Source organism: Pseudomonas sp. 01L34 (assembly GCF_056400265.1).
The window spans coordinates 325,520-349,314 of the sequence record NZ_JBFTSX010000004.1 but is presented as its reverse complement, the minus strand read 5'-3'; the positions used below and the strand labels follow the sequence as shown (position 1 = coordinate 349,314).

General features: G+C 63.1%; 3 protein-coding genes (1 of these 3 cut by a window edge). All 3 read left to right on the top strand.

Features of this window, described 5'->3' with window-relative positions:
• Tightly spaced (each overlapping or abutting the next), the 3 genes in view from AC1DQM_RS13625 to AC1DQM_RS13615 form a layout consistent with a single transcriptional unit that may run on beyond the window.
• A protein-coding gene (locus tag AC1DQM_RS13625) for a non-ribosomal peptide synthetase (RefSeq protein WP_477746348.1) crosses the window boundary here: on the top strand, positions 1-7,048 show its 3' portion. Its footprint begins 5,324 nt before the window's first position; 7,048 of the gene's 12,372 nt are visible here — the last part of the coding sequence; the start codon falls outside the window, past its left edge; the stop codon is at positions 7,046-7,048.
• Positions 7,048-20,565, top strand: a complete 13,518-nt coding sequence (locus tag AC1DQM_RS13620; RefSeq protein WP_477746347.1) for a non-ribosomal peptide synthase/polyketide synthase — start codon at positions 7,048-7,050, stop codon at positions 20,563-20,565. The genes AC1DQM_RS13625 and AC1DQM_RS13620 overlap by 1 nt, the downstream gene beginning before the upstream one ends.
• The gene (locus tag AC1DQM_RS13615) at positions 20,562-23,795 is read left to right on the top strand and encodes a non-ribosomal peptide synthetase (RefSeq protein ID WP_477746346.1); all 3,234 of its coding nucleotides are present in this window, start codon (positions 20,562-20,564) and stop codon (positions 23,793-23,795) included. Before AC1DQM_RS13620 ends, AC1DQM_RS13615 begins: the two co-directional genes overlap by 4 nt.

Genomic DNA, 23,795 nt, shown 5'->3' with positions numbered 1-23,795 from the left:
CGATCATTTCCAGACCCTGGACATCAGTCGCACCCAACACCTTGAAACTTTTGCCCGGCAACAGAAAGTCACCCTCAACACCTTGGTGCAAGCCGCGTGGCTGCTGTTGCTGCAACGCTACACCGGACATGAAACCGTGGCGTTCGGCGCCACGGTGGCCGGGCGTCCGGCAGACTTGCCCGGCATCGAGCAAGCGGTCGGCTTGTTCATCAATACCTTGCCGGTGATCGGCACGCCGCGTCCGGACCAAAGCGTCGGCCACTGGTTGCAAGCGGTACAGGCGCAAAACCTCAGCCTGCGCGAGTTCGAGCACACGCCGTTGGCGGACATTCAACGCTGGGCCGGGCAGGGCGGCGAAGCCCTGTTCGACAACATTCTGGTGTTCGAGAACTACCCGATTGCCCAGGCGCTGCAGCAGGGCGCGGAGCAAGGCGTGGTGTTCGGCGACGTCGCCAACCTTGAGCAAACCCATTATCCGTTGAGCGTTGCTGTGACATTGGGCCAGACCCTGGCCCTGCATTACAGCTTCGACCGGGCGCATTTCTCAACGTCCACGATCGAACGCATCGCTGCGCACTTGCTGCAACTGTTGGAGCAGTTCGCCGAGTCGGCCGAACGCAATCTTGGTGAAATTGCCCTGGCCAGCGCCGCCGAACGGGCGCAGCAACAGGCCGATAACCAGCCGCAGCCGTACCCGGTGAATGTCGCCGTGCACCAACGCATCGCCGAACTCGCCGCCCAACGCCCCGAGCGCACAGCGGTGATTTTCGCCGGTCAGCGGTTCAGCTATGGCGACATCGACCAACGCGCTAATCAGTTGGCCCACGCCCTGATCGCGCGGGGTGTCGGCCCGGAAAGCCGGGTCGGCGTGGCCTTGCCGCGCAGCGAAGGGGTGATTGTCGCGCTGCTGGCGGTGCTCAAGGCCGGCGGTGCCTACGTGCCGCTGGACACCAGCTACCCGCGCGAACGCCTGGCCTATCTGATCGAGGATTCGGGGCTGGCGTTGTTGCTCAGCGATTCGTCGGTTTCTGCGCAGTTGCCGGTGGATGATGCGATCCCGGTGCTGGAGCTCGACCGTCTCGATCTGCGCAGCCAATCCCTTACCGCGCCCAAGGTGCCGCTCGATCCGCAGAACCTCGCTTACGTCATTTACACCTCCGGCTCCACCGGTAACCCCAAAGGCGTGAGCGTCGCCCATGGCCCGCTGGCGATGCATTGCCAGGCCATTGGCGAACGCTATGAAATGCGTGACAGCGACTGCGAATTCCACTTCATGTCCTTCGCCTTCGACGGCGCCCACGAGCGTTGGCTGACCAGCCTGACCCACGGTGCCTCGCTGCTGATTCGCGACGACAGCCTGTGGACCCCGGAACAGACCTACAACGCCATGCGCGAACACGGCGTGACGGTGGTGGCGTTCCCGCCGGTCTACCTGCAACAACTGGCCGAACACGCCGAGCGTGAAGGCCACCCGCCGAAGGTGCGGATCTACTGCTTCGGCGGCGATGCCGTGCCCAACGCCAGTTTCGAACGGGTCAAGCGTGCGCTCGATCCGGACTACATCATCAACGGCTACGGCCCGACCGAAACCGTGGTCACGCCGCTGATCTGGAAGGCCGGGCGCGACGTGCAGTGCGGCGCGGCCTACGCGCCGATCGGCAGTCGCATCGGTGACCGCAGCGCTTACGTGCTGGACGCCGACCTGAACCTGCTGCCCCAAGGCATGGCCGGTGAGCTGTACCTGGGCGGCACCGGCCTGGCCCGGGGTTACCTGAATCGTCCGGGGCTGACGGCGGAACGCTTTGTCGCCGATCCGTTCAGCGCGGTCGGTGGCTTGCTGTACCGCACCGGCGACCTGGTGCGGCAGCGTGCCGATGGCACGTTCGATTACCTGGATCGCATCGACAATCAGGTGAAGATTCGCGGTTTCCGCATTGAACTGGGGGAAATCGAAGCGCGCCTGCAAACCCTCGACGGGGTACGCGAAGCGGTGGTGGTCGCCCAGGAAGGCACCGCCGGCAGCGGCAAGCGCCTGGTGGCTTATGTGGTCGCCGATGCACTCAACGCCGAGCGTGCTGATTTCGCCGACAGCCTGCGCGAGCAACTTAAAGTCGCGCTGCCGGCGCACATGGTCCCGGCGTATTTGCTGCTGCTTGAGCGCCTCCCGCTGACTCCCAACGGCAAACTCGACCGCAAGAACCTGCCCAAGCCGGACATCAGCCAATTGCAGCAAGCCTATGTGGCGCCGCAAAGCGCACTGGAGCAGCAACTGGCGACAATCTGGCAAGACGTGCTGAAACTCGATCAGGTCGGTTTGAGTGACAATTTTTTCGAACTGGGCGGCGATTCGATCATCTCGATTCAAGTGGTCAGCCGCGCCCGTCAGGCCGGCATCCGCTTCACGCCAAAAGACCTGTTCCAGCACCAGACCATCCAGGCACTGGCCACGGTGGCGCGGTTGGGTGAGCAGGCTCAGGTCATCGATCAAGGGCCGGTGACCGGCGAGTTGGTGTTGCTGCCGGTGCAACAGGTGTTCTTCGAACAGACCATCCCCGAGCGTCAGCACTGGAACCAGGCGGTGATGCTCAAGCCGACGCAAATACTGAATGCCAATCTGCTTGAGCAGGCGTTTGGTGCGCTGGTTACTCACCACGATGGCTTGCGCTTGAGTTTCGTCGAACAGGCCGAGGGCTGGCGGGCGCAGTACCGCGTGCCGGGCAGCCAGACCGACGCGATGGTCTGGGCAGTCGACGTCGCCGACGCCACGGCACTGGAAGCAGTGGCCAATGAAGCGCAACGCAGCTTGAACCTGCAACACGGGCCGCTGCTGCGCGCGGTGCTGGCGAACCTCGATGACGGCACTCAGCGCCTGTTGCTGGCGATCCACCATCTGGTGGTGGACGGCGTGTCGTGGCGGATTCTGTTTGACGATCTGCAAACCGCTTACCGTCAGCTGTTGAGCGGCGAGCCCCTGCAATTGCCAGGCAAAACCAGTGCGGCCAAGGTTTGGGCCGAGCACCTGCAAACCTACGCCCACAGTGCTGAATTGCGCAGCGAACTGGCCTGGTGGCAACAGCAGTTACACGGCGCCGACGTGGCGTTGCCGGTGGACAATCCCGAGGGCGGGCAGCAGAACAAGCATGCACTGACGGTGCGCACGCAACTGAACAAGGAAATGACCCGGCAACTGCTGCAAGACGCCCCGGCGGCGTATCGCACGCAGGTCAACGACCTGCTGCTGACCGCTCTGGCCCGCGTGATGGTGCGCTGGACCGGGACCGACAGCGCATTGATTCAGCTCGAAGGTCATGGCCGTGAAGAGCTGTTCGACGGCGTTGACCTGACCCGCACCGTCGGCTGGTTCACCAGCCTGTACCCGGCCAAATTGACGCCGGTCGCTGACCTCGGTGGCTCACTGAAACAGATCAAGGAACAGCTGCGCGCGATCCCGAACAAGGGCCTCGGTTTTGGCGCGCTGGCCCATCTGGGTGACGACGCTGCACGTCAAATCCTCAGCCAATTGCCGGTACCGTGCCTGACCTTCAATTACCTGGGCCAGTTCGACGGCAGCTTCACCGAAGCCGACGGCGCCTTGTTCGTACCGTGCAGTGACGCGGCCGGTGATGAACTGGATGCTCGTGCGCCATTGGCCAACCAGTTGGCCCTCAATGGTCAGGTGTATGGCGGTGAACTGAACCTGGGCTGGACCTTCAGCCGCGAACGGTTCAATGAGTCGACCATTCAGGCGCTGGCCGACGATTACGCCCAGGAACTGCAAGCGCTGATCGTCCATTGCTGCCGGGCCGGGCAGCACGGCGTTACTCCGTCGGACTTCCCGCTGGCGCGCTTGAGCCAGGCCCAACTGGACGGTTTGCCGCTGGCGCCGCAGTCGATCGAAGACCTGTATCCGTTGTCGCCGATGCAGCAGGGCATGTTGTTCCATGCCGTGTACCAGGAAACCACCGGCGATTACATCAACCAGATTCGCCTGGACGTCGACGGGCTCGACCCCGAGCGTTTCCATCAGGCCTGGCAAGCGGCGGTGGAGTCCCACGACATTCTGCGCACGCGCTTTGTCTGGCAGGGCGAACTGGAAAACCCGGTGCAGGTGGTCAGCAAATACGCGCAGATGCCTTACAGCCTGCATGATTTACGCGCCCATCCGCAGCGCGATCAGGCCTTGCAGACGCTTGCCGACACGGAGCGCCAGGCCCTCAACTTGAGCGCACCGACCTTGTTGCGGTTGGTGATTGCGCGCATCGACGACCACCGTCATCACCTGATCTACACCAACCATCACATCCTGATGGACGGCTGGAGCAACTCGCAATTGCTTGGCGAAGTGCTACAGCGTTACAGCGGCCAGTTCAACGCCGCTCACAGCGGACGTTACCGCGATTACATCGCCTGGCTGCAACGCCAGGATACGGCAGCCAGCGAAGCGTTCTGGACCCCGGCGCTGCACGCACTGGACGAGCCGACGCGCTTGGCCCAGACCGTCGCGAAACCTCAAGCGTCTATCGACAGCCAAGGTTATGGCGATCATTTCCAGGAGCTGGAGGCCGATCTGACTCTGCGTCTGGGCGAGTTCGCCCGGGCCGCGAAAGTCACGGTCAACACGCTGGTGCAGGCGGCCTGGTTGCTGCTGTTGCAACGCTACACCGGTAAGAACACCGTGGCCTTCGGCGCGACGGTCGCTGGTCGTCCGGCGGACTTGCCGGGTGTCGAGCAGCAGATCGGGCTGTTCATCAACACCTTGCCGGTGATCGCCAGCCCACGGGCCGAGCAATCGCTTACTGGTTGGCTGCAAGCGGTGCAGGCGCAAAACCTGGCCTTGCGCGAGTTCGAACACACCGCGCTGTTCGATATTCAGCGCTGGGCCGGGCAGGGCGGTGAAGCGCTGTTCGACAACATTCTGGTGTTCGAGAACTACCCGATTGCCCAGGCCCTGGAGCAGGGCGCCCCGCAAGGGCTGCGTTTTGGTCCGGTGGCCAGTCAGGAGCAAACCAACTATCCGCTGACCCTGCTGGTGAGCCTCGACACGCAACTGTCAATGCACTTCAGTTATCAGCGCGGCAGTTTTGCGCCGGCGACGGTGAGGCGATTGGCGGCTCATTTGCAGCACTTGTTGAGCCAGATGATCGACGCCGGTGAACGCTGTCTCGGCGAGTTGTTGCTGCTGGATGAAACCGAGCAGCAACAAGTGTTGCTGGATTGGAACCCTGCTGACGAAGGTTTCGCCGATGATCTGTGCATCCATGAGCTGATCGCCAGGCAGGTCGCGGCCATGCCGGATGCGCTGGCGGTGACCTTCGCAACCAAGCAATTGACTTACGCCGAACTCGACAGCCGCGCCAACCAACTCGCCCACAAGCTGATCGAGTTGGGCGTGGGCCCGGAAGTGCGGGTCGGCGTGGCGATGCAGCGTTCCGACAGCCTGCTGGTGGCGCTGCTGGCGGTGCTCAAGGCCGGTGGCACTTATGTGCCGCTGGACCCGGATTATCCAGCCGACCGCGTGGCCTACATGCTCGACGACAGCCGTGCGCTGGTGCTGCTGACCGAGCAGGCTGTTGCGGCAACATTGAACGTGACGGCGGGCACTCAAGTGCTGTTGATGGACAACGCCGAGTCGTGGCTGGCCACTTACCCAAGCAGCGCACCGGTCACCCGTGTCACGCCGGATAACCTGGCCTACGTGATCTACACCTCCGGCTCCACCGGCAAGCCCAAAGGCGTGGCCATCGCCCATCGCAACGTGCTGGCGCTGATCGACTGGTCGCAATCGGTGTACAGCCGCGACGACATTCAGGGTGTGCTGGCCTCGACCTCGGTGTGTTTCGACCTGTCGGTATGGGAGCTGTTTGTCACCCTGGCCAACGGCGGCTCGCTGATCATCGCCCGCAACGCGCTGGAGTTACCGCAATTGCCGGCCCGCGATCAGGTTCGCCTGATCAACACCGTACCGTCGGCGATCAATGCGCTGCACAGTACCGGGCAGATCCCGCCAAGCGTGCGCATCATCAACCTGGCCGGTGAGCCGCTGAAGCAGTCGCTGGTCGATGCGCTGTATCAGCAGCCGACCGTGGCGCATGTCTACGACCTTTATGGCCCGTCGGAAGACACCACCTATTCCACCTGGACTCGCCGCCAGTCGGGCGGCAGCGCCAACATTGGTCGCCCGCTCAAACACACCGCCAGCTATTTGCTCGATGCCGATCTGCACCCGGTGCCGCAGGGCGTATCGGCCGAGTTGTACCTGGCCGGTGCCGGTATCACCCGGGGTTACCTGGGCCGGCCGGGCATGACCGCCGAGAAGTACGTGCCGAACCCGTTTGCCAGCAACGGCGAGCGTCTGTATCGCACCGGTGACCTGACCCGCTATCAGGCCGATGGTGTGCTCGAGTACCGAGGCCGAATCGATCATCAAGTGAAGATCCGCGGCTTCCGCATTGAACTGGGTGAAATCGAAGCGCGCCTGCTGGAGCAGCCAGCGGTTCGCGAAGTGGCGGTGCTGGCGCAGGAAACCCTGGGCAATCAGCAACTGGTGGCCTACGTGGTCGCTTCACCACTGGAGCTCGATGATCAGCAGTCCCTGCGCGATGAACTCAAGGCACGGCTCAGGGAGTCTTTGCCGGAATTCATGGTCCCGGCGCACCTGCTGTTCCTCGAACAATTGCCGCTGACGCCCAACGGCAAACTCGACCGCAAGGCGTTGCCGACGGTGGAGGGCGGTCATTTGCAGGGGCGTTATGTCGCCCCGCAGAGCGAGCGCGAGCAGCAGGTCGCGGCGATCTGGCAGCACGTACTGCAAGTCGAGCGTGTCGGCCTGCTGGATCACTTTTTCGAACTGGGCGGCCACTCGTTGCTGGCCGTCAATGTGGTTTCACGCCTGCAACTGGAACTGGGCCTGAAACTGACCCCACAACTGATTTTTCAACACCCCGTACTCACGGATTTCGTCAGCAGTCTGGCCACCGCAGGTGAGCAGGTCGATACGTTGAAACTGAGCAAGCTGGACGCCCTGCTTGATGAAATGGAGGAAGCTTGATGGATACCAATGTCGCTTTGAAGATCGCCCGGCGCTTCATTACTTTGCCGCTCGACAAGCGCAGGGTCTATCTGCAGAAGATGCTCGAGGAGGGCGTTTCGCCGGCGAACCTGCCGATTCCCGAAACCCAGTCGCAGTTCGATCCGGTACCGCTGTCTTTTGCTCAGGAGCGCCAGTGGTTCCTCTGGCAGATGGACCCCGACAGCGCCGCCTACAACATCCCCAGTGCCATGCAGTTGCAGGGCGAACTCGACATCGCGGCACTCGAACGGGGTTTCAACGCGCTGATTGCCCGTCATCAAAGCCTGCGCACCACGTTCCGGCAGCAGGATGAGCAAGCGGTGCAAGTGATTCATCCGCACATGAACCTGACCGTCGCCGTGCATGAACTGGATGAACGCCCCGATGCCCTGTCGCCAGAGGCACAGATACAAGCGTTCGTCGCCGAACAGACCGGGCAGCCGTTCGACCTGATCAACGGGCCGCTGCTGCGCGTCAGCCTGCTGCGCCTTGGTGCGCAGGAGCACGTGCTGACCCTGACCCAGCACCACATCGCCTCGGATGGCGCGTCGATGCGGGTCATGGTCGATGAACTGCTGCAACTGTACGGCGCTTACCGCCAGGGCCAGGAACTCGCTTTGCCGGCGCTGTCGATCCAGTACGCCGACTATGGCATCTGGCAACGGCACTGGATGGAAGCCGGGGAGCGCGAGCGGCAGTTGGAGTATTGGCAGGCGCACTTGGGCGGCGAACATCCGGTGCTGGAATTGCCCACCGATTACCCGCGTCCGGCGGTGCAGAGCCTGCGTGGCGCCCGTCATGAGCTGGCGTTGCCGACGGCACTGGGCGAGCGCTTGAGGGCCTTGGCCAAAAGCGAAAACGTCACCCTGTTCATGCTGTTATTGGCGTCGTTCCAGACCTTGTTGCATCGCTACAGTGGCCAGGCCGACATCCGCGTCGGCGTGCCCACCGCTAACCGCAACCGGGTCGAGACCGAGCGGCTGATCGGCTTCTTCGTCAACACCCAGGTGCTCAAGACCGAGTTCGACGCTCAGGCCACGTTCAGCACGCTGCTGGCCCAGGTCAAACAGACGGCGATGGCTGCCCAGGCCCATCAGGACCTGCCTTTCGAGCAATTGGTCGAAGCCTTGCAACCGGAACGCAGCCTGAGCTTCAGCCCGCTGTTCCAGGTGATGTACAACCACCAGAGCACCGGCGCCAGCCAAAGCCGCCAAGGCACGGGCGAGTCAGCGCTGACGATCCGCCACTTGCATCAGCCCTCGCGCACCGCGCAATTCGACCTGACCCTGGAAACCTTCGACGGCCCCGAGGGCCTCGGCGCACAGCTGACCTATGCCACCGACCTGTTTGACGGCGCGACCATCGAGCGTCTGGCACGGCATTGGCAAAACCTGTTGGGCAGGATCGTTGCCGATCCGCAGCAGCGTGTAGGCGAACTAGGTCTGCTCGACGAAACCGAACAACAGCAGGTGCTGGTCGACTGGAACCGCAGCGCCGCCGAATACCCGACTGACCGTTGCATTCATCAATTGATCGAAGCCCAGGCGATGCGCACGCCAGAGGCCACGGCGTTGGTGTTCGACGGGCAATCCCTGAGTTATGCACAACTCAATCGCCAGGCCAACCAGTTGGCCCATCGGCTGATCGAACGGGGCGTCGGCCCGGATCAGTTGGTCGGTATCGCCATCGACCGCAGCCTGGAAATGCTGATCGGGCTGTTGGCGATTCTCAAGGCGGGCGGTGCCTACGTGCCGCTGGACCCGCAATACCCTGAAGACCGTCTGGCGCACATGATCGAGGACAGCGGTCTGCAACTGCTGCTGACCCAGGCGCATTTGATCGGGCACTTGCCGATTCCGACCGGCGTGCAAACCCTGTTGCTCGACCCGCAAGGCGAACACGCCCGTGGTTACAGCGAAGCTGATCCGCAGGTAGCGCTCAGCGGTGAACACCTGGCGTATGCGATTTACACCTCCGGTTCCACCGGCAAGCCCAAAGGGGTGATGGTGCGCCATCAGGCGCTGGTGAACTTCGTGGTGAGCATGGTCAAGGCGCCGGGCATCGAGGCCCAGGACCGCATGCTGTCGCTGACTACGTTTTCGTTCGATATTTTCGGCCTGGAAATCTACGGCCCGCTGCTCAGCGGTGCCCGTGTGGTGCTGGTGGACAAGCACACCGCCCAGGATCCGCAAGCGCTGCTGGAGATGATCCGGCAACAGCAAGTCACGGTGGTGCAAGCCACGCCGTCGACCTGGCGCATGTTGCTCGACCATGAACAGGCGCCCACCCTCCAGGGTTGTAAATTCCTCTGCGGCGGCGAAGCGCTGGCCGATGACCTGGCCCAACGCATGCTCGGCCTGGCGGGGCAGGTCTGGAACCTTTATGGCCCGACCGAAACCACCATCTGGTCGGCGGCCTGGCAGCTGACCCGCGAGCAGCGCCAGCCGTACCTCGGCCAGCCGATTGCCAACACCTCACTGTACATTTTGGGCGACGATCTGGCGCCGAACCCGGCGGGCTCGATTGGCGAACTGCTGATCGGCGGCGACGGCCTGGCCCGTGGGTATCACCACCGTGCGGCGATGACCGCCGAGCGCTTCCTGCCCGACCCGTTCGGCAACGGCGCGCGGCTGTACCGCACCGGCGACCTGGCGCGCCATCGTCACGACGGCGTGCTCGAATACATGGGGCGCATCGACCATCAAGTGAAGATCCGCGGTTTCCGCATCGAACTGGGTGAAATCGAAGCGCGTTTGCTGGAGCAGCCAGCGGTCCGCGAAGTGGCGGTGCTGGCGCAGGAAGCCCTGGGCAGCCAGCAACTGGTGGCCTATGTGGTCGCGCCGCAACTGGACCTCGATGCCGCCGACGAGCAACTGTGTCTGCGCGATGAACTCAAGGCGCGGCTCAAGGAATGCCTGCCGGAATTCATGGTCCCGGCGCATCTGCTGTTCCTCGCCAACCTGCCGCTGACACCTAACGGCAAACTCAATCGCAAGGCGTTGCCAGCGGTGGACGCGAGCCAGTTACAGGCGCGTTATGTCGCCCCACAGAGCGAGCGGCAACAGCAAGTCGCCGCCATCTGGCAGGACGTACTGAAGCTGGACCGCGTGGGCCTGACCGACAACTTCTTCGAGCTGGGCGGGCACTCCCTGCTGGTGACCCAAGTGGTGTCGCGGGTGCGTCGGGTGCTGGGCATTCAGGTGCCGTTGCGCAGCCTGTTCGAGCACAGCACCCTGGAGGATTTCGTCCAGGCGCTGGGCGCCGAGCCGGGCGAACAGTCACCGCCGATGACCCGAGTCGACCGAGACCAACCGCTGGCGCTGTCCTTTGCTCAGGAGCGCCAATGGTTCCTGTGGAAAATGGACCCCGACAGCGCCGCCTACAACATCCCGACCGCGCTGCGGATGCGCGGCGCGCTGGACAAAAACGCCCTGCAACGCAGCTTCGAGGCGTTGGTGGAGCGTCACGAAAGTTTGCGCACAGCGTTCGTCGAGGAAGATGGCCGCACCTGGCAGGTGATCCGCCCGCAAGGTCGCGTGAGCTTTGTCGAGCAACGTCTGGCTGCCAGCGATGAAGCGAGCATCAAGGCCTTCGTCGAACAGGAGACGCAACGCCCGTTCGATGTGCTCGACGGCTCGTTGGTGCGTTTCGTTCTGCTGCAGGTGGGCGAGCAGGATCACGTGCTGATTCTGACCCTGCACCACATCGTTTCCGACGCCTGGTCGTTGCAGGTGATGATCGATGATTTGATGGGCCTGTATGCGGCGATCAGTCAGGGCCGGCCGGCCGAACTGCCGCCATTGCCGGTGCAGTACGCCGACTACGCGGCGTGGCAGCGTCAGTGGATGGCCGCCGGCGAACGGGATCGGCAGTTGGCCTACTGGCGCGAAAAACTCGGCAGCGAACAGCCGCTGCTGGAGCTGCCACTGGATCATCCGCGTCCGACGCAGCAAAGTTTTCGTGGCGCGCGTCTGCCGATTGCCCTCGACGAATCCCTGAGCAATGCCCTGAAGGCCTTGGCCCGACGGGAAAACGTCACGCTGTTCATGCTGTTGCTCGGCTCGTTCCAGACCTTGCTGCATCGCTACAGCGGCCAGGCCGATATCCGCGTCGGCGTGCCGATTGCCAACCGTAATCGGCTGGAGACCGAGCGTCTGATCGGTTTCTTCGTCAACACCCAAGTGCTGCGCGCCGAGTTCGACGGCCAGCTGACGGGCGCGCAATTGCTGCAACAGGTGAAGCAGACGGCCATAGCGGCGCAGATGCATCAGGACCTGCCGTTCGAGCAACTGGTCGATGCGCTGCAACCGCAACGCAACCTGAGCCACAGCCCGCTGTTCCAGGCGATGTTCAACCATCGCAGCGAATCGGCCTCAACGCTGGCCGAATCGTTGCCGGGCATCGAGCTGGCAAACCTCAGTTGGGAACACCGCACCGCGCAGTTCGACCTGACCCTGGACACCAGTGATAACCCGCAAGGCCTGCACGCGTCACTGACCTACGCCACTGATTTGTTCGAGCCATCGACCATCGAGCGCATGGGCCGGCACTGGCTGAATCTGTTGCAGGGCCTGGTCGAGGACATCCACCGTCCGGTCGGGCAATTGGCGTTGCTCGATGACCGCGAGCGGCAATTGACGGTCGCCGGTTGGAACGCCACCGCTGTCGACTACCCGTTGCATCGCAGCGTGCAGGCGCTGATCGAAGAGCAGGTCGGTAAAACCCCGCAGGCGTGTGCGCTGGTGTTTGCCGAGCAACGCTTGAGCTACGCCGAACTCAATGGCCGTGCCAACCAACTGGCTCACGTGCTGATCGAGCAGGGCGTCGGCCCGGATATGCTGGTGGGCATCGCGGTCGAGCGGTCGGTGGAAATGGTCGTGGGCCTGCTGGCGATTCTCAAGGCCGGCGGTGCTTATTTGCCATTGGACCCGGAATACCCGCAGGAACGTTTGGCCTACATGTTTGAAGACAGCGGCATCCAATTGTTGCTGACCCAGAGCCATTTGCTTGAGCAATTACCGGTCCCACCCGCCATTCGCAGCCTGGTGCTGGATCAGGACGGCGACTGGCTGGAAGGTCGCAGCGATGCCAACCCTGGCGTTGATCTCGACGGGGAAAACCTTGCCTATGTGATCTACACCTCGGGCTCCACCGGCAAACCCAAAGGCGCGGGCAACCGTCATTCGGCACTGGTCAATCGCCTGTGCTGGATGCAGCAGGCCTATCGGCTCGACGCCACGGACAGCGTGTTGCAAAAAACGCCGTTCAGTTTCGACGTGTCGGTCTGGGAGTTCTTCTGGCCGCTGCTGACCGGTTCGACCCTGGTGGTGGCCGCGCCAGGTATTCATCGCGATCCGGCGCAGCTGATCGAATTGATCACCGCGCAACGCATCACCACGCTGCACTTTGTGCCGTCGATGTTGCAGGCGTTTCTGCAAGACTCTTCGGTGGGCCAGTGCAGCAGCCTGACCCGGATCGTCTGCAGTGGCGAAGCCCTGCAAGTGGACGCGCAGCAGCAAGTGTTTGCCAAGCTGCCGAATGCCGGGCTGTACAACCTCTACGGCCCGACGGAAGCGGCCATCGACGTCACGCACTGGACGTGCATCGAGGAAGGGCGCGACAGCGTGCCGATCGGCCAGCCGATCGCCAACCTGGGCACTTACATTCTCGATCACGAGTTGTCGCCGGTGCCGGTGGGCGTGATTGGTGAGTTGTACCTGGGCGGCGAAGGCCTGGCCCGGGGTTATCACCGTCGCCCGTCGCTCACGGCGGAGCGCTTCGCGACCAGCCCGTTCGGTGACGGCCAGCGTCTGTACCGCACCGGCGACCTGGCGCGTTATCGCGCCGACGGGGTGATCGAATACGCCGGGCGCATGGACCATCAGGTGAAAATCCGTGGCCTGCGCATCGAATTGGGCGAGATCGAAGCGCGCCTGGCCGAACACGCCGAAGTCCGTGAAACCGTGGTCATCGCCCAGGACGGCACGCTGCTGGTGGCGTATGTGGTGCCGACCCGCGACGCGTTGCTGCACGTCGACGATGAAACTCGCAACGCCTTGCAGCGCAGCCTCAAGGAACACCTGAGCCAGACTTTGCCGGACTACATGGTCCCGCAGCATTGGCTGTGGCTGGAAAAAATGCCGGTCAGCCCCAACGGCAAACTGGAACGCAAAGCGTTGCCCAAGGCTGACACCACAGCCAGCAGCAAGGCTTACACCGCCCCGACCAGCGCCATCGAACAAGCATTGGTGGAGATCTGGCAAAGCGTGCTGGGTCGGCCGCAGGTGGGAATCAGCGACAACTTCTTCGAGCTGGGCGGCGATTCGATCATCTCGATCCAGGTAGTCAGCCGGGCGCGTCAGGCGGGGATTCATTTCAGCCCCAAAGACCTGTTCCTGCACCAGAACGTGCAAAGCCTCGCGGCGGTGGCGAAGGTCGGCGACAGCGACTTGCGCATCGACCAGGGCCCGGTCACTGGCGACACGCCGCTGCTGCCATTCCAGCAGTTGTTCTTTGAGCGCGAGATGGCCGAGCCGCACCACTGGAACCAGTCGGTGCTGCTCAAGTCCGCCAAACCGCTGCACGCCGAACACCTGGAGCGGGCGTTGCAGGCGCTGGTCAGCCATCACGACGCGTTGCGTCTGGCCTTCACCCGTCAGGGTAATAAATGGACCGCGCAGCATCGCTCCCTGGCCGAGCAACAGGCGCTCTGGCAACAGTCGCCGCTGCTGTGGACCGCCGACGTTGCTGATGCGGCGGCACTCGAACAGTTGGGCGAACAGGCACAGCGCAGCCTCGAACTGGCGAACGGTAATCTGCTGCGCGCGGTGCTGGCGAACATGGCCGATGGCAGTCAGCGACTGTTGCTGGTGATCCATCACCTGGTGGTCGACGGCGTGTCCTGGCGGATTCTGCTCGAAGACCTGCAACAGGCCTGCGAGCAGTTGCAGGCGGGCCAAACGCTCACATTGCCGGCCAAGACCAGCGCCACCCAGGCCTGGGCGCGACGCTTGCAACAACATGCCGACAGCCCGGCGATGCAGGCTCAGCTGAGGTTCTGGCAAGAGCAGTTGCAGGGTTCACGCAATGACTTGCCCTGCGATCGACCCCAGGGCGAGTTGCACAATCGCCACGCCTTGCATGTGCAGACCCGTCTGGACAAACAGCAGACTCGCCAGCTGTTGCAGGAGGCACCGGCGGCCTATCGCACGCAGGTCAACGACCTGTTGCTGACGGCGCTGGCGCGGGTGATTGCGGACTGGACGGGTGAAGCCTCGACCCTGATCCAGCTCGAAGGCCACGGTCGCGAGGCGCTGTTCGACGAACTCGATTTGAGCCGCAGCGTGGGTTGGTTCACCAGTCTGTTCCCGGTCCGGCTGACCCCGGCGAGCACGCCGCAGGACTCGATCAAGACGATCAAAGAACAACTGCGGGCGATCCCCGATAAAGGCCTGGGCTTTGGCGCGCTGCGCTACCTGGGCAACGACCGCGCCCGCCAGGCGCTGCAAGCCTTGCCCGTGCCGCGCATTACCTTCAACTACCTCGGCCAGTTCGATGCCGGGTTTGGCGACGAGGCGGGCGCACTGTTCACCCCGGCCAGCGAATCGGCGGGCGCGGAGCAAAGTCCGCTGGCGCCGCTGGACAATTGGCTGACCCTGAATGGCCGGGTGTATGGCGGCGAACTGAGTATCGGCTGGACGTTCAGCGGGCAGATGTTCGATCCGTCGACCATCGAGCGATTGGCGCAGGCTTATGCGCGGGAACTGGGGCTGTTGATCGAGCACTGCTGTGAGGCTCGGCATCAGGGCCTGACACCGTCGGACTTCCCGCTGGCCGGGTTGACGCAACGCCAGCTTGATTCATTGCCCGTGACGCCACGCCAGGTCGAAGACATTTACCCGCTGTCACCGATGCAGCAAGGCATGCTGTTCCACACCCTCTACGAGCAGCAGGCCGGCGATTACATCAATCAGCTGTGCGTGGATGTCGAAGGCTTGAACGTCGAGCGTTTCCGCGAGGCCTGGCAAGCGGCAATGGATGCGCACGATGTGCTGCGCAGTAGTTTTGTCTGGGACGGCGAATTCAAGCGTCCGTTGCAGGTGATCCACAAGCAACTGGCCGTGCCGTTCACCTTCCATGACTGGCGCGACCACAGCGATGTGGCCCTGGCGCTCAGCGAACTGGCGGCCGCGCAGCGCCAGCAGGGTTTTGATCTTGCCGCCGCACCGTTGCTGAACCTGACGGTGGTGCGTCTCGACACCGCGCGTTTTCACCTGATCTACACCAGCCATCACATCTTGATGGACGGCTGGAGCAATTCGCAGCTGCTCGGTGAGGTGCTGCAACGCTATAGCGGCCAGGTGCCGGCGAACACGGCGGGGCGTTATCGCGACTACATCGAATGGCTGACGCAACAGGACGCGCAGGTCACCGAAGGTTTCTGGAAGGGCCAGTTGGCCGGGTTCGATGAGCCGACCCGGTTGGCCAAGGCGCTGGTATGGACCGGCAGCGATGCGGCCAACACCGCTCAAGGCGAGCACTTCCTGACCCTGGACCAAGCGCAGACCGCCGGGCTCAATGGCTTTGCGCGGGAACAGAAAGTCACCCTCAACACCCTGGTGCAAGCAGCTTGGCTGCTGCTGTTGCAACGCTATACCGGGCTGGACACGGTCAGCTTCGGCGCCACGGTGTCCGGACGTCCGGCGCAACTGGCCGGGGTCGAGCAGCAGATCGGTCTGTTCATCAACACCTTGCCGGTGGTCGCCAGCCCACGGGCCGAACAGTCGCTGGCGCAGTGGTTGCAACAGGTGCAGGCGCAGAACCTGGCCTTGCGTGAGCAAGAACACACCGCGCTGTTCGACATCCAGCGTTGGGCCGGGCAGGGCGGCGAAGCCCTGTTCGACAACATTCTGGTGTTCGAGAACTACCCGATCTCCGAAGCCCTGCAACAGGGCGCACCGCAAGATCTGCGCTTCGGCGAAGTGGGTAACTTCGAGCAAACCAATTACCCGTTGACCCTGTCGGTCAACCTCGGCGCCGAGTTGTCGTTTCAACTGAGTTTCGATCGTCAGCAGTTCGATGACGCCGCGATTGAACAACTGGCCGGGCATCTCGCGCACCTGCTGTTGCAGATGGTCGAGGCACCTGCCGCCAGTGCCGTGGGCGATCTGGCCCTGGTCTCGACCGCTGTGCGCGAGCCGCTGGCGCTGCCGGTCGATGACGTGTGCGTGCAGCGTTTGTTTGAACGGCAAGCCGAACGCACGCCGCACGCGCTGGCGTTGATTTTCGACGAGCAACGCCTGAGTTATGCCCAGCTCAATGCCCAGGCCAACCAATTGGCCCGCGTGCTGCTGCAACACGGCGTCGGCCCCGAAGTGCTGGTGGGCATTGCGGTCGAGCGTTCGACGCAGATGATCATTAGCCTGCTGGCGGTGCTCAAGGCCGGTGGCGCCTACGTGCCGCTGGACCCGGAGTACCCGGCCGAGCGACTGGGCGCGATGATCGAGGACAGCGGTCTGCGTGTGCTGTTGACCCAAAGCCACCTTGCGCCGACGTTGCCAGAAGCTGCGGGAGTGACCGTCCTGAGCCTGGATCAACTGGATTACCCGACCCGGACCGACAATCTGCCGCAGCGCAGCGGCCCGCAAAACCTGGCGTATGTGATGTTCACCTCGGGCTCCACCGGGCGCCCGAAAGGGGTTGGCATCACTCAATCGGCGCTGACCCGTCATGCCCGGGTGGCCCTGGATTTCCTCGGCCTCACGCCGCAGGACCGCTCGCTGCAATTTGCCACGTTCAACTTCGATGCCTTTGTCGAGCAGCTTTACCCGGCACTGATTTGCGGTGCCTCGGTGGTGCTGCGCGGGCCGGATATCTGGGACAGCGAGACCTGGTATCGCGAACTGCGCGACAAGCAGTTCAGCGTCAGCGACCTGACCACTGCCTACTGGAATATGTTGGCCAAGGACCTCGCGGCGGCGGGTTATCGTGACTATGGCGCGTTGCGCCAGGTGATCGTCGGTGGCGAAGCCATGCCGCCGGAAGGTGTTGCCGCCTGGGGCCAGGCCGGGCTGGGCCATGTGCGCCTGCTGAACACCTACGGCCCGACCGAAGCGACGGTCAGCGCCACGCTGCTCGATTGCAGCGACTACGTGTCCGGCCGCAACCCGTTGCCGGTGACCATGCCGATTGGCCGGGCGTTGGGCGGCCGGGCGATTCATGTACTCGACAGCCAGGGCCAACCGGCGCCGGCCGGTGTGGTCGGTGAACTGGTGATTGGCGGTGAGCTGCTCGCACGGGGCTACTTCCAGCGCCCGGAATTGACCGCCGAACGCTTCATTCCCGACCCGTTCGATCCACTGGGCGGAGGCCGCGTGTACCGCACCGGCGACCTCGCGCGTTATCGCGCCGACGGCGTGATTGAGTACGTCGGGCGGGTCGATCATCAGGTGAAGATTCGTGGTTTGCGCATTGAGCTCGGTGAAATTGAAACCCATCTGCTGCGGGTTCCTGCGGTGCGTCAGGCACTGGTGGTGGCGCAACCGGGCGCCATCGGTCAGCAATTGGTGGCGTACGTGGTGTTCGACGATCCGGCGCAAGCCAGCGCCGATTCATCCACGCTGGCGGCGTTGCGCAACGACATCAAGGCACGTCTGAAGGCCAGCCTGCCGGATTACATGGTTCCGGCCCATGTGCTGTTCCTCGAAGGCCTGCCCCTGAGCCCGAATGGCAAGATCGATCGCAAGGCCTTGCCGGGCGTCGATGCCAATCTGGCGGCGTTGGACTTTGTCGCGCCTGAAGGTGCACTGGAACAGCAGATCGCTACGGTCTGGCAGGACGTGCTGGAACGGAATCAGGTCGGCCGCGACGATCACTTTTTCGAACTGGGCGGGCATTCCCTGCTCGCGACGCAAGCGGTCTCGCGCCTGCGCAAACTCACAGCCTGTACGTTGAGCCTGCGCGACCTGTTCAGCCATCCGCGACTCAAGGACCTGGCGGCGTGGATCGCGCAGCAGCAGGGCACACCTGAGCCGAACGGCCACGGTGTGGTGCTCAAGGCCCATGGCACCCGGCACAGCGCACCGTTGTCGCTGGTGCAGCGTCGCTTGTGGATCGCCGAGCAATTGTCCGGCGGCACCGCGGCCTATGGCATGCCGATGGCCTTGCGTTTGCGTGGTGAGTTGTCGGTGGAACGGCTGATCAGCAGTTTCGCCGAGGTGGTGCGCCGCCATGAAGTACTGCGCACCGCGTATACCCAGGACGATGAAGGTGACCCGATTGCCGTGATCGCCGAGCAGGTTGAACTGGATTTCCCGGTGATCGATTTGTCCGGTCTGTCCCGCAGTGCCCAGGAAGAATGGGTGGCACAAGCGGCACTGGAAAACGCGCGCACGCCGATTGATATGGAACACGCACCGCTCTTGCGTGGGCGGATCCTGCACCTGGGGCCGACCGAGCATGTGATGCTGTATGCGATGCACCACATCATTTCCGATGGTTGGTCGATGGGCTTGCTGGTCAACGAACTGGTGCAGATTTACCACCGCACCAAGGCCGGTGACCTGACCCCGTTGCCGGCGCTGGAGGTGCAGTATTCCGACTTCGCGCTGTGGCAGCAGGAGCTGGAACAGCAAGGCGTGCTGGCGCGTCAGGCCGAGTACTGGAAAGCGCGGCTCGCGGGCTATGACGGGCAACTGAAGTTGCCATCGGACAACCCCCGTGGCTTGACACCGTCCTATGCGGGTGACTCGGTGCAGTTCCAGCTCACCACGCCACTCAGCACGGCCTTGCGCCAGTTGTCGATGGACGCGGGCGTCACGCTGTACAGCACGCTGCTGGCCTCGTTCCAGGTGTTGTTGCACCAGGTCAGCGGCGTTGCGGATGTGTTGGTCGGCGCCGACGTGGCCGGGCGTGAACAGCCGGAGCTTGAACGGTTGATCGGCTTCTTCGTCAACGTCTTGCCGTTGCGTTCGCAGTTCGACGCCACCACGCCGTTCGCCCGATTCCTGGGCCAGACCCAGGAATCCCTGCTCAGTGCCCTGGAGCATCAGGACCTGCCGTTCGACATGATCGTTGACGCCTCGGACGTGCCGCGGCACAAGGGCATGAACCCGCTGGTGCAAGTGTTGTTCGTGATGAACAACCTGCCGGGACGCACCCAGGCCATCGGCGGTTTGAGCGTGGAATCGCTGCCGGCGCTGGAGACCCATTCTAAATTCGACATGGCGTTGTTCGTTGACGATGAAGCAGGGCAATTGCTGGGTAATTGGCAATTCGCCACAACCTTGTTCGGACACGAGCGCATCCAGTACCTGGTGAAGGCCTGGATAGCCCTGTTGGAACAGATCGTCGCTGATCAGGACATTCAATTGGGAGCTATCAGCATGCCTGTCGACAATTTAGCGGTGGCCACCAAGCCTGCCGTCCCCGGACCCAAGGCCGACAAACTCGGTAAGTTCCTCAAGCGTGGCGCCGCCCCGGCGGCCAAGGCCCGACCGGCGCCAATACGCGAATCGCTGATCGCCGCGCCACAGCCGTTCCCGCTGCTGCTGGAACCGAACGAGCCGCACCTGGACTTGATCGAGTGGATCAACAACAACCGGCCGCTGATCGAAGAAAAACTCGCCAGGCATGCCGGGATTCTGTTCCGTGGTTTCGAACTGGATGGCATTCAAGGCTTCGAGGCGTTTGCCGAAGCGATCCAGCCAGGGCTTTACGGCCAGTACGGCGATCTGCCGAAGAAAGAGGGCGGCAAGAACACCTACCGCTCCACGCCGTACCCGGAACGCAAGATGATCCTGTTCCATAACGAGAGCTCCCATCAGGACCGCTGGCCGCGCAAGCAGATGTTCTATTGCGAGCAAGCCGCGTCCATTGGCGGTGCGACTCCAGTGGTGGATTGCCGGTTGATGTACGAAAAACTGCCGGCGGACCTGCGGGACAAGTTCGAGGAAAAAGGCCTGCTTTACGTGCGCACCTTCACCGACAACCTCGACGTGTCCTGGCAGCACTTCTTCAAGACTGAAGATCGTGCCGAAGTCGAGGCCCGTTGCCGGGCCGGTGGCATCGAATGGCGCTGGCTCGACAACAACGAATTGCAAACCCGCACCCCAGGGCCGGCCATCATTCGTCACCCGGTGACCGGCGCCAAATCGTTCTTCAACCAGGTGCAACTGCATCACATCTATTGGCTGGAGCCGGACGTGCGGGAAGACCTGTTGTCGATGTTCGGCCTGGACCGCTTGCCGCGCCATGTGTTCTACGGCGACGGCACGCCGATCGAAGACGAAGTGATGCAACGCATCGGTGACTTGTACGAAGAATGCGCGGTGCGTTTCGACTGGCAAAAAGGCGACGCCATCCTGCTCGACAACATGCTGGTGGCCCACGCCCGTGATCCGTTCGAAGGCCCGCGCAAGATTGTCGTGGCCATGGGCGATATGTTCGACCGCAGCGCCCTTGAACGCGAAATGAACACCGAGGAAACCGGAGCATGAACGAGGTATCGATGGACCAGCAGGACCTGGGTTACGCCTTGACGCCTGAACAGCAACGGTTGCTGGAGCAGTTGCCCAAGGCCCCGGCCTGTGGTGATGCGCTGCATTTCCTGGAGGTCGAGATCCGCGGCGCCCTCGATCCGCAGCGGGTGCAAAACGCACTGGATCGCTTGCTGGCGCAACAGCCGATGCTGGTTGCGCGGCTGGGCAAGGCGCCGGGATTCCATGGTGTCCGACAGTTCGTCGGGGGGGCGGAGCGCTTCCCGCTGAGCGTGCAGGCGCGGGTCGATACCCCGGCCGGTATTCAGGCTCAGCTCAGCGAATGGGCGGAGCGTGCTTTTGTCGTCGGTGAATCCGAGGGCGCGCAAGCGGTGCTCTATCGCCTGGCCGATGATCAATGGAAATTGGTCTTGGGTCTGGCCCGGCACAGCCTCGATCAAAGCGGCGCGCGGTTGCTGTATCAGCAATTGGTGCGGGCCTATGGGCAATCAGCGGCGGCGGACGACGAAGAGACCGGTGAATTCACCCAGTACCTGGAATGGCGCAGTGAAGTGGTGCTCGACGAAGACGCGGCCGGCGCACGTACTTACTGGCAGGAACACCTGCAAGGCGCCGATCCCGATTTGAGTACTCCGTGGCTGGCCTATCGCAACGCGAATCCTGGATTGTCGTCGGCCACTGAATCGCTGGCGCTCACGCTCGATCCGGCACTGCGCAGCGGTTTGCAGCAAGTGGCCGAGGCGTTGGAGCAATCGCCGAGTGTGGTGCTGCAAGCGGCCTGGTGGCTGTTGTTGGGTCGGCTCAGCGGGCATCAACAGGTGCTGGTCGGTGTGCGGCATGACAGTCGCGAAGATTACCAATACTTCAGCGATGCCGTGGGCGTGTTCGAGAAAACCCTGCCGCTGAACCTGTCACTGACGGCGAATGCAGCATTCAGCACTTGGGTGGCGGCGTTGGCGGCGCGTCTGGATGAGCACCGTACGTGGCAGGAATACTGGTCGCCTGAACTGGCGCCGACGGCGGCTCGCCCGGCGTATGGTTTTGCTGTTTGCCGGGCCACGCAAGCCGCGACGTCCGCTGATTTGCAATGGACTCCGCGTTCGGCAGTGCGCGAAGCACTGTTTGAATTAATGCTTGAACTGGAAACGAACGAGGCGGGCAACGCCCACGAATTCCGCCTGCATTACAACGCGTCCCGCTACTCGGTTCAGGCGATGGAAGGGTTGCTGGCGCAGTTGCGCGTATTGCTCGAAAACATCGTCGCCAATCTTCACGCCGAACTCGGTCAACTGAACGTGTTGGGAGCCGCCGAACAACAGCGCTTGCTGGCGATCAACCCGCCAGTGCGAGCACGGGTCGATAGCCGGTTCTTGCCGCAGCGCATTGCCGACTGGGCCCGGACCACGCCGCAAGCTATCGCCCTGACTGACGGCGATCGACGTCTGAGTTACGGGCAGTTGCAGGCGAAGGTCGAGGTGTTGGCCCAGGCATTAAAAGCCCAGGGCATGGCGCCGGGGGCTATCGTCGCGCTGGCCTTGCCACGCTCGGCGGAGCTGGTGATCGCCATGCTCGCGGCGTGGCGCATCGGCGCCGCGTACCTGCCGCTGGACCCGCAATGGCCGCAAGCCCGTCAAGCCTTGATGCTGGAACAGGCCGGCGCTGCGTTGCTACTGGTCGACGCCGGGCACATCGCGCAATGGCACGATTATCCGTTGCCCCTGGCGACCGTGGATCGTGTGCTGCAATCGGCCCCGGCGAGCACGTCGGCCATCACCCTCGACACACAGGGCGATCAGGCGGCGTACGTGTTGTTCACCTCCGGCTCCACCGGTATGCCGAAAGGCGTGGTCATCGAGCACCGGCAATTGCTCAATTACACCGCTCACGTCAGCCAGGCCCTGGGGCTGGAGCAATGCCAGCAGTTCGGCTTCACCTCCACGGTGGCGGCAGACCTGGGCAACACGGCGCTGTTCGGCGCCTTGTTCAACGGCGCCGCGCTGCATGTGGCCAGCGATGAGCAAATGCAGGACGGCAATTTGTTTGCCGACTTCCTGCAACGGCAAGCCATCGATTGCCTGAAGATCGTTCCGTCGCACCTGGCCGCGCTGCTCGACAGCGAACGCGCGCAACTGCCGCGCACGCTGGTGCTGGGCGGCGAGCCGATTGCCCAGGCATTGGTGCAACGGATCGCCGGTTTGCGCAGTGATTGCCGGGTGTTCAATCACTACGGCCCGACCGAGGCCACGGTCGGCGTGCTGGTTCATCCGCTGGATCTGGAGGCGGCGGTGCCTGACGTCGGCGTTCTGTCCCGGGTGTTGGGCAACAATCAGGTGTTTGTACTCGACGATAACCTGCAACTGGCGCCGGTCGGTGTGCTGGGCGAGTTGTACCTTGGCGGCGCGCAGTTGTGTCGCGGCTACGTGAATGTCGAGGCTGATTCGCAAGTGTTTATCCAGAGCCCATTCAATCCGCAGGAGCGCCTGTACCGCACCGGCGACCTGGCCCGCTATCGCCCGGATCTGGCGATTGCGTTGCACGGTCGGCGCGATCAGCAAATCAAGGTACGGGGTTTTCGCATCGAACTGGCAGAGATCGAAGCCGAGTTACTGCGTTTGCCGCAGGTCGCGCAAGCACTGGTGTTGCCGGGGCCGTCCGCGCAAGACGGGATGCTCGCGTTCATCGTGCCGCATCAGGCGCCTTCGGCGACGTTGCTCGATGCCGTTCGCGACGAACTGGCGCGGCGTCTGCCCAGTGTGATGTTGCCGCAGCACTTGCAGTTGATCGACAGCTTCCCGCGACTGGCCAACGGCAAGGTTGACCGCAAGGCCTTGCAACAACTCGCGTCTACCTCGGCTGACGATGAAGGCATGCAGCCCCGCGATGCTCTTGAGCAACTGCTGGTGACGCGCATGGCGCAGTTGCTGGGGGTTGAGCGTCTGGGCATCGACCGGGACTTTTTCGCCGCTGGGGGCCATTCCTTGCTGGTGATCAAACTGGTGGCTGGCATTCGCAAGTTGTTGCAGTGCGAAATCCAGCCGGGCGTGGTGTTTGACCATCCGACCGTGGCGGGTCTGGCGGCGGTGTTGCGCTCCCGGGAAAGCAGTCCGGGTCAGTTGGAGAAAATCGCCCAGGCGCGGTTGCGTCTGGACAATATGAGCCCCGAAGAAAAAGCGTTGCTCACCGAAAAAGCCCGGCAACTGCAAAACGCCAAGGCTGCACAAAACGGTTGA